Raw genomic sequence first — 11538 nt, 5'->3', positions numbered from 1 at the left:
GCCCCGGGACGGTACCCCGGTACTACCCCCGCGCCGTTTCGCGCTCGGGTGTTCACGGCCGGTTCACCCTCCGCTCCGGCGCGGGTTCCCTGCGGTCGGTGGACTGGGCCGGTACGTTCCCTCCCCAACTGAAGAACAGGAACCGGACTGTGCTCAAGCGCCTGCTCGTCCCTCCGCTGGCCCTGGGCCTCGCCGCCCTCGCCGTCCCGGCCGTCCCCGCCGCCGCGCAGGACGGGCCCGCCCTCGCCGTCACCCCCCTGGGCGCCTACGCGTCCGGCGCGTTCGCCGAGGGCGCCGCCGAGATCGTCGCCTACGACCCCCGGTCGCACCGGGTGTTCACCGTCAACGCCGAGGCCGCGGTCGTGGACGTCCTCGACGTCGCCGACCCCGCCGCGCCCGCCCTGGCCTTCACGCTCGACGCGGCCGCCGCGCTCGGCGTCGAGGGCGCGGTCGCCAACTCCGTGGCCGTCCGCGACGGGCTCGTGGCCGTCGCGGTCGAGGCGCCCGACAAGACCGACGCCGGCTGGGTCGCCCTGTTCACCACCGACGGCGACTTCGTCGACGAGCTCCAGGTCGGGGCCCTGCCCGACAGCCTCGCGTTCTCCGGCGGCGGCGCCTACATCGTCGTCGCCAACGAGGGCGAGCCCTCCGAGGACTACGCGACCGACCCCGACGGCACCGTCTCGGTCATCGACGTCGCGACCCGGGAGGTGCGCACCGCCGACTTCGCGGCCTACGCCTCCGGCGAGCGCGACCTGCCCGAGGGCTTCCGCGTCTTCGGCCCCGACCCGGACGACGTGGCCGCCGGGATCGAACCCGAGTACGTGACCGCGCCCGACGACGCCCACGCGTATGTGACCCTCCAGGAGAACAACGCGATCGCCGTCGTCGACCTGGCCGCCGCCGAGGTCGCCGACGTCCACGCCCTCGGTGCCAAGGACCACTCGGCCGACGGGAACGGCCTCGACGCCTCCGACGAGGACGGCGCGGTCGACATCCGCAACCGCCCCGTGCAGGGCCTGTACCTGCCCGACACGGTCGCGTCCTACGCCGCGGGCGGCGAGACCTACCTGGTCACCGCCAACGAGGGCGACGTGCGCGAATGGGGCGACTACTCCGAGGAGGCCCGCGTCGAGGACCTCGAGCTGTGCGCGGACGCCTTCGCCGGCGCCGACCTCGCCGAGCTCCAGTCCGAGGAGGAGCTCGGCCGCCTCAAGGTCACCGCGACGCTCGGGCTGACCGAGGCGGGCTGCTACGACGAGCTGTACTCCTTCGGGGCGCGCTCGTTCTCGATCTGGACCGCCGGGGGCGACCTCGTCTTCGACTCAGGGTCCGACTTCGAGACGGTGATCGCCGCCGACTACGCCGAGCACTTCAACGCCGACAACGAGTCCAACGACTTCGACGACCGCTCCGACGACAAGGGCCCCGAGCCCGAGGCGGTCGCCGTGGGCGCCGTCGACGGCCGCACGTACGCGTTCATCGGCCTGGAGCGCCAGGGCGGCGTCATGGTCTACGACGTCACCGACCCCGCCGGGGCGTTCTTCGTCGACTACGTGACCGGGCGCGACTTCGGCGTCGAACCGGGCGAGGGCGACGCGGGGGACCTGGGCCCGGAGTCGATCGCGTTCGTCGCGGCCGCGGACTCGCCGACCGGGCGGGACATGATCGTGGTCGGCAACGAGATCTCCGGGACCACCGCGCTGTACGACCTCACCGCCGGCGGGGCCGGTGGCGGCGGCGAGGGCGAGGGCGACCCGAGCGGGACGCCGACCGCGTCGCCGCAGCTGCCGGTGACCGGGACCGGCGTCACGGGCCTGCTCGTGGGCCTCGCCGCAGCGCTGGTGCTCGCCGGGGGCGTGGTCGTCGCGGCCCGCCGCCGCACCGCTTGACGCCTCCCCCGGCCGGGGCGCGACCGGCCGGACGCGCGGCGGCGACCCACATCGCCGCCGCGGGCGCACGCAGGCCCGGCCACCGGGCCTGACACGCGGGGCGCGGCGGGCCGGGCGCGCGGCCTGGTTGTCTAGACTTGCCGGGTGAGCCTGCGACTGTACGACACCGGCACCCGATCCGTACGCGACTTCCAGCCCCGGAAGCCCGGCCAGGTCGGCGTGTACCTGTGCGGCCTCACCGTCCAGGGGCCGCCCCACATCGGGCACCTGCGCACCGGCGTCGCCTACGACGTGATCGTGCGCTGGCTGCGCCGCACCGGCTACGACGTCACCTACGTGCGCAACGTCACCGACGTGGACGACAAGATCTTCGTCCGCGGCGAGGAGCAGGGCCGCCCGTGGTGGTCCATCGCCTACGAGAACGAGCGGACCACCAACCGCGACTACGGCCTCCTCGGCGTCGAGCGCCCCACGTACGAGCCGCGCGCCACCGGGCACATCACCCAGATGGTCGACCTCATCCAGGAGCTCGTCGACCGCGGCCACGCCTACGCGACCGCGGCCGGCAACGTCTGGTTCTCCGTGGCCTCCTGGCCCGACTACGGCGAGCTCTCGCACCGCCGCCCCGAGGACATGATCGCCAGCCCCGACACCGGCGACAAGCGCGACTCGCGCGACTTCGGCCTGTGGAAGGCCCACAAGCCCGGCGAGCCGCTCGACGCCGCCTGGACCTCCCCGTGGGGCCCGGGCCGCCCCGGCTGGCACATCGAGTGCTCCGCGATGGCCCGCCGCTACCTCGGCGACGCGTTCGACATCCACGGCGGCGGCACCGACATCATGTTCCCCCACCACGAGAACGAGCTGGCCCAGTCGCGCGCGGCCGGGCTCGGCTTCGCGAACTACTGGGTGCACAACGGCCTGCTCAACCTCGCCGGCACCAAGATGTCGAAGTCCCTGGGGAACACCCTGAGCGTCACCGCGCTCGGCGAGAAGGGCTTCCGGCCCGTCGACATCCGCTACTACCTGACCACCGGCCAGTACCGGTCCCCGCTGGACTTCTCCGAGGCCGCGCTCGGGGAGGCCCAGTCCGCGTGGGACCGCCTCTCCAACTTCGTACACCGTACGGCCGAGGCGCTGGGGGTCGAGTCCACCATCGGCGGCTCCCTCCCGCCCGAGTTCACCGCCGCCATGGACGACGACCTCAACACGCCCGCCGCCGTCGCCGCGGTCCACGACATGGCCCGCCGGGGCAACGCCGCCCTCGACGCCGCCTCCGACACCGGTGACGACGCCGCCGCGGCCCGCATCGGGGCCGGCGTCCGAGCTATGCTCGACCAGCTCGGCCTCGACCCGCTCGACCCGCACTGGGACGACCCGGGGGACGCGAAGCTCAGCGGCGCCGTGGACGCGCTGGTGAAGATCGCGCTCGAACAGCGCGCCGAGGCCAGGGCCCGCAAGGACTACGCGGCTGCCGACCGCATCCGCGACGAGCTCGCGCACGCCGGCATCACCGTCAAGGACACCCCTCGCGGTCCCGTATGGACTGTTGACTAGGCGGCGCCGCCTGTCTCCGACGATCGACGACCTGGGGAATCTGAACCGATGAGCACCAAGGGTGGCAACCCGAACCGCCGCAAGACCAGCAAGGCCGGCCCCAAGATCGGCTCGGGCGGGGGCAAGAAGGGCCTGGCGGGCAAGGGCCGCACCCTCAAGGCCGAGGACCGGCCCTGGCACAAGTCCTACACCGGCGACGACAAGCCCCAGAAGACCCAGTGGAAGCAGTCGAAGGAGCGCGCCAAGGCCGCCTCGGAGGGCCGCACCACCAACATCGGCAAGACCAAGCCCCGTCCGAGCGCGCGCCGCGCCGACGAGCCCGAGATGATCCTCGGCCGCAACCCGGTCCTGGAGGCGCTGCGCGCGAAGGTCCCGGCCACGGCCCTGTACGTCGCGTTCGGCACCGAGCTCGACGACCGGGTCGCCGAGTCGGTGCGCCTGGCCGGCAACCGCGACCTCCCGATCAAGGAGCTCGCCCGCCGCGACCTCGACCGGCGCACCAACAACGCCCTCCACCAGGGCATCGGCCTCCAGATCGAGCCGTACGAGTACGCCGACTTCGAGGACCTCCTGGAGGTCAGCCGGACCTCGGGCACCGCCCCGCTCCTGGTCGCCCTCGACGGGGTCACCGATCCGCGGAACCTCGGCGCGATCATCCGCTCCACCGCCGCGTTCGGCGGCCACGGCCTCATCATCCCGTCCAAGCGGGCCGCGTCCGTCACGGCCGTGGCCTGGCGGACCTCCGCGGGCGCCGCCGCGCGGCTGCCCGTGGCCAAGGTCGTCAACCTGACCCGCACCATCCAGGCCTGCCAGCAGGCCGGGTTCATGACCGTCGCGCTCGACGGCGGCGGCGACGTCGACGTGTTCGACCTGCCCGTGGCGACCGACCCGCTGCTCATCGTCGTCGGCGACGAGGGCAAGGGCGTCTCGCGGCTCGTGGCCGAGACCTGCGACCACCGGGCGGGCATCCCGATCAGCAGCGAGGTCGAGTCCCTCAACGCCTCGGTCGCGGCCTCGATCGCCCTCGCCGAAGTCCAGCGCCAGCGCCGCTGACCGTCGCCCTGCGGGATCTCGCCGCGCCCGCCGACCGCTCCCGTCCGGACCGTCCCGCCCGTCCCGCGAACCGCCCGGGACGGCCGAGGCGCTCGAGCATCCGGTCGCGGGGCGTTCGCGAGCCCGCGGCGCCCCGCCTCCCCCACAACGGGCGATCCCCGTACCCGCGCCTGTCGCCGCGCCGGATTAACCTGAAACGATCCCGCACGCCCTAGCCCCCGGAGCTGCCCCGCATGCCGGCTGATTACCTGCTCAGCGTCGATCTCGGTACCTCGCACACGGTCGCCGTCGTGGTCTGGCCCGACGGCCGCACCCGGCCGCTGCTGTTCGACGGCTCCCCGGTCATGCCCTCCGCGGTGTTCCTCGACCCCGCCGGGGTCCTCCACACCGGCAAGGACGCCGAGCGGCTGGCGCTGACCGCGCCCGAGCGGTTCGAGCCCAACCCCAAGCACCGCGTCTCCGACGGCACGATCCTGCTGGGCGACCGCGAGGTCCCGGTGACGGCCGCGTTCGCGGCGATCCTCTCGCGCGTCGCCCGCGCCGCGATCGAATCGGTCGGGCACCTGCCGAACGCGGTCCTCACCTGCCCGGCGGCCTGGTCCGAGCAGCGCCGCGGCGCCCTGCACGACGCGGCCGCCCAGGCCGGGTACCGGCCGGTCAAGATCCTCACCGAACCGGTGGCCGCCGCCCACTACTACACCTCCCGCCTCTCGCACCCGCTCGCGCCGGGCCAGGCCCTGGCGGTCTTCGACTTCGGCGGCGGCACGCTCGACATCGCCGTCCTGGAGCGGCGCCCCGACGGCTCGTTCGGCGTGCTCGCCGACGGCGGCCTGCACGACCTGGGCGGCCTCGACTTCGACGCGGCCCTCGTCGCCCACATCGGGGCGACCGTGCGCGCGCGCGAACCCGAGATCTGGAAGCGCCTGGAGAACCCCAGCGGCGCCAGCGAGCTGCGCAACCGCCGCGAGCTGTGGGAAGAGGTCCGCGCCGCCAAGGAGATGCTCTCGCGCTCCTCGGTCGCGCCGGTGACCGTCCCCGACATGGCCCAGTCCCTGCACCTGACGCGCGGCGAGCTCGACCAGATCTCGCGCCCGCTCCTGTCGCGCGCGGTCGGCGAGACCCAGCGGGTCCTGGGCCTGACCGGGCGCCGCCCCGACCAGCTCGCCGGGCTGTTCCTCGTCGGCGGCTCCAGCCGGATGCCCATGGTCGCGAAGATGCTGCACGAAGGGCTCGGCATCGCGCCGACGGTCCTGGAGCAGCCGGAGCTGCCGGTGAGCGAGGGCGCGGCCCTGGCGACGGCGGCCCCCGCGCCGGTCACGCCGCCCGTCCAGCTGACGCCGCCCTCGCCGCCGCCGCACCCGACCGCACCGCCCACGCAGGCCGCCGGGAGCCTCCCGCCCCGCGCGCCCGCCTCGGACGAGACCGTCGCGCTGCGCCGCGGCGGCCTCCCCAGCGCCCCCGAGCCCCCCAAGCGCCGGATCCCCCCGAAGTGGATCGCGATCGGCGTCGCGGCCGTCCTCCTCGCCGTCGCCGTCCCGGTGGGCCTGTGGTGGATCACCAACCCCTACAAGCAGCGCCCGTTCGACGAGGAGCTCACCGAGGTCGGCGCCGCGACCGCGTTCGGCGGCGAGGTCGACGACGGCCTCTACGAGGTCCGCGTCTGGGACGACCGGGCCCTGTTCGCGTACACGACCGCCTCCGGCGACGAGAGCGGCCAGGAGCTCCACGTGCGCGCGGTCGACACCGGCACGGGCGAGCCGCTGTGGGACGGGGACCGGGTCTTCCCCGGCGACGGCTGGAACGACGCCTACTACGTCTCCGACGAGCTCATCGCCTTCTCCCAGGAGGTCGAGGCCGCCGACGGCGGCTCCGAGTACCGGTACTTCTTCCTCGACTGGAAGACCGGCGAGACCCGCAACACGGTCACCAGCCCCGGCCGCGACGCGGCCCGCTCCGGCGACCTCCTCGTGATCGCCCCCGTCGACGGCAACGACTTCGCCGTCTACGACGCCGACGGCGAGACCGTCGCCGAATGGGGGATCGGCAACGCCGAGGAGGGCGTCGTGAACGCCGGCTGGGACCTCGCCGGCAGCCCCGACGACATCGCGAAGCCCGCCGAGACCGTCAACGGCGACGGCCGGGTCTGGGCGCTCACCGGCGACAACGTGCTGCACGTCTACGAGGTCGAGTCCGGCGACCTCATCGCGGAGAAGGAGCTCGAGACCCTCGACGACCACTACTTCGCCTGGAACGGCCTCCTCTACGTCGGCGTCGTGAAGTCCACCGGCTACGACCTCAACGTCTACGACCTCGACGACGACCTGGCCGAAGTGGACAGCGAGACCGTCGACGGCGGCGTGCTCGAGGCCTACCCGATGGCCGCCTGCGGCGAGACCCGGGTGTGCGTCAGGGAACCGGTGGAGGGCGCGACCGACGTCTACACCTGGAAGGTCTACGACGCCGAGGACGAGGAGTTCGTCCACGACTTCGACGACGAGGGCGGGTACGGCGGCGTCCAGCCGATCGGCGACCGCCTCATGGTCGAGTACTACGCGGGCGACGACCTGCGCACCCAGATCTACGACAAGGACTTCGACAAGCGGAACAACAGCCTCGAGGAGACCTTCACCGCGATCGACGGCGGCAGCGCGCTCGACTGGCCCTCCGGGTCGGGCTTCACCACCAGCACCGGCAACGTGGTCGGCCTGGGCCGCGACGGGACCCGCAGCGACCTGCGCATCGACCTCGAGGTCTACGACTGCGACGCCTCGGACGCCCGCCTGGCCTGCCTGACGCCGGAGGGGATGCAGGTCTACGCGTTCCGCGACGCGTGACCCGGCGGCCGCCCCGCACTCGGCGCCCCCGGCGGGATCGGCGAGTGCCGGGGACCGCGCGCGGTCCAGTAGAATCGGGTCGTCGCGCCGTGAACCGGCGCCGACCAGCCGCTGTAGCTTTAACGGTAGAGCAACTGTCTTGTAAACAGTAGGTTGCGGGTTCGAATCCTGTCAGCGGCTCCGGGAACAGCAGGTGGGGCCAGGGATATCCCGGCCCCACCTGAACCATTTCCAGTCCGTTCAAACGCCCGTAGCACGGCCCGCGGCAACCTCCCGAACGCGAGATCCCGTGCGGTGCCGAGCGCCGTCGCCGGCCCGGCGAACGGCCGTCCCCGGCCCCCACCCTTCCGAGAGGGGAAGGTAGGGCCCGCTTTCGCTCTCGGGTCCGACGAGAATCGGTCTCCGCGGCCCCGTGCCACCCGAAAGAGGACGGCGCCTCCGGCCGCTCACTCCTCCACGGTCACCGCGCCCGTGACCAGCCCGGCCGCCGCTTCCGCCGCCAGTGCCGCCACCGCCGCCTCCGAGTCCTGGAGCGCCCCGCGCACCTCCTCCAGCTTCGCGAAGGCCGCCCCCCGCCGCTCCTGCTCGGCCAGCGGGAGCCGCGGGATCCGCACCGACAGGATGCGGCGCTTCGCGCCGGTCGCGGTCCGCCTGGTCGCCGTGGGGAGCCGCGCCGCGAGCGCGGCCGCGATCCAGCCCAGGTCCACCGTCGGCTCGGCGACGACCGTCCACTGCGTCTCGGCCGCGTCGCCGCGCCGCCCCAGCCGCACCGGCGGCTCGCCCACCGGGTCGACGATGACGCACCGCTCGTCCCCGCCCTCCCCGCCCGGCGCCACCGCGAGGTGCCCGTCCCGCTCGAGGTCGCCCAGGCTCGTCTCCGGGGCCGACTCCTCCGCCCCGGCGCCGAAGCGCGGCAGCGGCCGCCCCGCGATCGCGCCGAGCCGCTCGCCGAGGCGCTCGACCGCCCCGGGCAGGTCCGCCGCGTCGCCCGCCGCGCCGGCGAGGTAGACGGCGGGGGAGACGTCCACGTCCTCGTCCCACAGCCGCATGAGCGGCACCGTGACCGCGTCGGTGCGGGCGACCGGCGCGTTCGGCGCGGCCGCGAGGTCGCGCCACGCCTCGGCGAAGTCCCCGCCGTTCGCGACCAGCAGCCGGCTCGTCTCGCCCCGGGGGGCCAGGACCCACAGGTGCGCCTTGGCCTCCGGGTGGTCCACGACCGCCCGGAGCGCGCCCCAGCGCAGCAGCTCGGAGCGCAGGCGCCGGCCGGTGCGGCGGTGGGCGACCTGGGCGGGCATGCGCACGACGGCGTGGCCGCCGGGGGCCAGCAGCGCGACGCAGTGCAGGGCCCACGCCAGCTCGGGCTCGGTGCGCGGCGGCGTGCCGTACGCCAGGCGCGGGTCGTCCCCGTCGGGGAGCCGGTCGTGGCCCCAGTCCTTGACGTTGAACGGCGGGTCGCACACGACCAGGTCGTACCGCTCCTGCGGGAGCGCGCTCAGCAGCGAGTCGCCGGTGCGCGCCCGCACCTCGGCGCGGTCGTCCAGGAGCCGCAGGCGCTGCTCGGCGATCGCGGCGCGCGCCTGCGACAGGTCCGTCCCGGTGAGCGCGGCGCAGCGGCCGATCCGCCGGGCGACGGCCGCGAGGAGGTCCCCTTCGCCGCACGCGGGGTCGTGGACCGTCGGCGCGGCCGCGCCCTCCGCCACGACCGCGGCGACGTCGGCGAGGGGCCCGATGCCCGGCGGCGTCCCGGACCCGGCCGCCTCGCGGGCCCGCTCGATGAAGAACGCGAACAGGTCGGCCCCGGCGCTCTCGCGCCGGAGCGCCGCGAGCCGCTCCACGAGCGCCGGGTCGGGTGCGGGCGCGAAGGCGGCGGGCCCGGCCGGCGGCTCGGGGGCGAGCGCCGCGAACGCGGCGGCGACCGCGCCGAGGGCGTCCTCGGCGGTCGGGTGCGCGGCCGCGAGGGCGAACCAGAGCCGGTCGGCGCCGGTGACGTGGAGCGCGCGGCCGTGCGCCTCGGCCCACGCCTCGAGCGCGGCGAGGGAGAAGCGCGATCGGCGGGCCGAGGCGTCCACGGGGGCGGGGAAGTCGGGTTCGCGGCGGCGCCAGTTGCTGACGGCGTTGCGTCCCACCCCGGCGAGGCGGGCGAGGTCGGTCAGCGTGATGGTCTCGCCGGAACCGGCGTCACGGGTGGTCATGCGGCACTCCTGTCGGATCCGGGGAATCGTAACCCACCCCGCGTTGCTGAGACTCGACACAGTCTATTAGTCTCGTGAAGTGAGTTCACAAGCTTTGAATTCCGAACTCCACCCCACGGAAGGAAGATCATGACCATCGAACTCCCCGAGATCTCCAAGCGGCTCCTCGCCGTCAGCGGCGCCGCCCTCATCGGCCTGGCAGCCCTGACCGCTTGCGGCGGCGGGGACGCCGACTCCGGCTCCGACGGCGACACCGGCGCCGCCGAGGAGGCGGGCGCCGAGGAAGGCGCCGACGAGGCCGCGTCCGGCGACGGCTCCAGCCCCGAGTCCCCGCTCCCGGCCGGCACCTCCGTCGAGATCACCGACTGGACGGTCACCGCCACCGGCGCGCTCGACGCCACCGAGGAGATCCTGGCCGCCGACGAGTACAACGAGGCCCCTGCCGACGGCAACCAGCAGGGCCTGGTGACCCTGGAGGGCGTCTACAACGGCACCGAGTCCGGGTCGCTGTGGACCGACGCCTCCTTCGGCATCTGGGCCGACGGCACCTTCTACGACAGCCTCGACTGCATGAACACCGTCGAGAACGACCTCATGGACGCCCCCGACGTCTCCGCCGGCAGCACCGCCACCGGCGCCGCCTGCGTGGAGGTCCCCTCCGGCGCCGAGACCTACCTCATCTACGTCGAGGACCTGTGGGCCGTGGACGGCACCCAGTACTTCATCGAGATCGGCTAGACGCGCAGAGACCGGAGGACGCGGCGACCATGGGCGGAACCCGCGTCCTCCTCTGCGCCCCAACGCATTCCATCGAATCGCTGAAGAACCCTTCCGGCTTGACCGAATCGCAACCATGGTGATCCTCGTCATGGAGGCGGGGCCACGGTCCCATAACGGATGTGAAACCCCAGGTCAAAGCCGTGGCTTGGTGTCGCGTGACGAGGCGGGCCGCGCCGGTAGTTGAGACCGCCGCATAGTGTCTCGGCTGAACTCAAGAGCACCGTTCCACCCGATCGGCGGTGCCGCACAGAAAGCAGCTCATGAACATCGACACCGAGACCTTCGGCCCCATCCGCCGTCTCCTCGCCGTGGGCGGCGTCGCCGTCGCCGGCACCGTCGCCCTCACCGGCTGCGGCATCCTCGAGGACGCCGCCACCGAGAACACCGCCGACGACGAGGTCAACAGCGCGCAGTACGACGCCGTCGCCGACGCCGCCGAGGGCGACTGCCTGCCCGAGCCCCCCGTGGGCGGCGCCACCGACACCTTCGCGATCGCGTGCGACGACCCCGAGGCCTTCTGGACCCTCACCGCCATCGCGGCCGACCCGGGCATCACCGCCACCGGCGGCTCCATCGCCGACCCCGCGGCCGTCTACGAGTTGTGCGGCGAGGAGATCGGCGCCAACATCCCCGGCCAGGCCTGGACCGACTGGAACATGATCTACGACCAGACCACCGGCAACGTGGACTACCTGTTCTGCCTCGAGGCCACCGGCAACCCCACCGTCGACGGCGCCACCCCGGTCTACCCCTCCGCCGAGGGCGAGTGCTTCTCCAGCACCGACTACATGATCGGCACCTACCCCTGCGACGCCGCCGGGGTCGACTCCACCATCGTCGACACCGTCGAGGTCCAGGCCGACGCCTGGGCGACCGCCGAGGCCGACGCCGAGTCCATCGCGACGGGCGAGTGCTCCGGCGACTGGACCTACTACCTCCCGGCCATCGACCAGTTCGGCCGCGCCGCCGCCGTCTACTGCACCAACTAAGCCGACCGCGGCGCGCCGCCCGCGGCGGACCGCACACGGCACGCAAGGCCCCGAGGCATCGCCTCGGGGCCTTCCCCTATGCCGGGTCCCGCGCGAACGGGAAGCGGTCGAACGCGTCCGACACCGACGGCCGCTCCCCGGCCCGCGTCCGGCGCGACCGGGGGAGCGGCGACTGCTCGTCCACCGGACCGCTGACCACGCGCCGCGTCCCGCGCGACCGGGGCGCGGATGCGAGCGCACGGCG

Annotated in this window: 7 protein-coding genes and 1 tRNA gene; 7 read left to right on the top strand and 1 reads right to left on the bottom strand. The window is 74.0% G+C overall.

Translation table 11 applies throughout. The features are described from left to right. The first annotated feature begins 149 nt into the window (after positions 1 to 149). The 5 genes from LO763_RS14610 (at position 150) to LO763_RS14590 (ending at position 7513) form a co-directional block, all read left to right on the top strand. Complete coding sequence (locus tag LO763_RS14610; RefSeq protein WP_230603310.1) at positions 150 to 1892, top strand: choice-of-anchor I family protein; 1743 nt, start codon at positions 150 to 152, stop codon at positions 1890 to 1892. A 144-nt stretch (positions 1893 to 2036) separates the two neighbouring features. Beyond that, on the top strand, positions 2037 to 3446 hold the full coding sequence (gene cysS / locus LO763_RS14605) for a cysteine--tRNA ligase (RefSeq protein WP_230603308.1): 1410 nt from the start codon (positions 2037 to 2039) through the stop codon (positions 3444 to 3446). Positions 3447 to 3494: 48 nt separating this feature from the next. Continuing rightward, entirely contained in the window at positions 3495 to 4499 is a 1005-nt protein-coding gene (rlmB, locus tag LO763_RS14600; RefSeq protein ID WP_230603306.1) for a 23S rRNA (guanosine(2251)-2'-O)-methyltransferase RlmB, read from the top strand. Between the two features lie 233 nt (positions 4500 to 4732). After that, complete coding sequence (locus LO763_RS14595; RefSeq protein WP_230603304.1) at positions 4733 to 7333, top strand: Hsp70 family protein; 2601 nt, start codon at positions 4733 to 4735, stop codon at positions 7331 to 7333. 107 nt (positions 7334 to 7440) lie between these two features. Next, a tRNA-Thr gene (locus LO763_RS14590) sits at positions 7441 to 7513 on the top strand. 266 nt (positions 7514 to 7779) lie between these two features. Here LO763_RS14590 and LO763_RS14585 read toward each other — a convergent pair. Beyond that, complete coding sequence (locus LO763_RS14585; RefSeq protein ID WP_230603302.1) at positions 7780 to 9525, bottom strand: N-6 DNA methylase; 1746 nt, start codon at positions 9523 to 9525, stop codon at positions 7780 to 7782. A gap of 129 nt (positions 9526 to 9654) precedes the next feature. On the opposite strand from LO763_RS14585, the gene LO763_RS14580 reads away from it, so the two are divergent. Both LO763_RS14580 and LO763_RS14575 read left to right on the top strand, forming a co-directional pair. Further along, positions 9655 to 10263, top strand: a complete 609-nt coding sequence (locus LO763_RS14580) for a hypothetical protein (RefSeq protein ID WP_230603300.1) — start codon at positions 9655 to 9657, stop codon at positions 10261 to 10263. A 302-nt stretch (positions 10264 to 10565) separates the two neighbouring features. Continuing rightward, positions 10566 to 11294 (top strand): hypothetical protein, encoded by a 729-nt coding sequence (locus tag LO763_RS14575; protein WP_230603298.1) that lies wholly within the window; start codon positions 10566 to 10568, stop codon positions 11292 to 11294. The last annotated feature ends 244 nt before the right edge of the window (positions 11295 to 11538 follow it).

Source organism: Glycomyces amatae (assembly GCF_020991375.1).
In the GTDB taxonomy this organism is placed as follows: domain Bacteria; phylum Actinomycetota; class Actinomycetes; order Mycobacteriales; family Micromonosporaceae; genus Glycomyces; species Glycomyces amatae.
Note: the sequence above shows the minus strand (reverse complement) of the source record. Positions and strands in the feature narration are given on the sequence as shown.

What these genes read in the sequence shown, in the direction of transcription:
- LO763_RS14595 (WP_230603304.1), top strand. Translation starts at nt 4,733, where the DNA reads ATGCCGGCTGATTACCTGCTCAGCGTCGATCTCGGTACCTCGCACACG.
- rlmB (WP_230603306.1), top strand. Translation starts at nt 3,495, where the DNA reads ATGAGCACCAAGGGTGGCAACCCGAACCGCCGCAAGACCAGCAAGGCC.
- LO763_RS14585 (WP_230603302.1), bottom strand. Translation starts at nt 9,525, where the DNA reads ATGACCACCCGTGACGCCGGTTCCGGCGAGACCATCACGCTGACCGAC.
- LO763_RS14575 (WP_230603298.1), top strand. Translation starts at nt 10,566, where the DNA reads ATGAACATCGACACCGAGACCTTCGGCCCCATCCGCCGTCTCCTCGCC.
- LO763_RS14580 (WP_230603300.1), top strand. Translation starts at nt 9,655, where the DNA reads ATGACCATCGAACTCCCCGAGATCTCCAAGCGGCTCCTCGCCGTCAGC.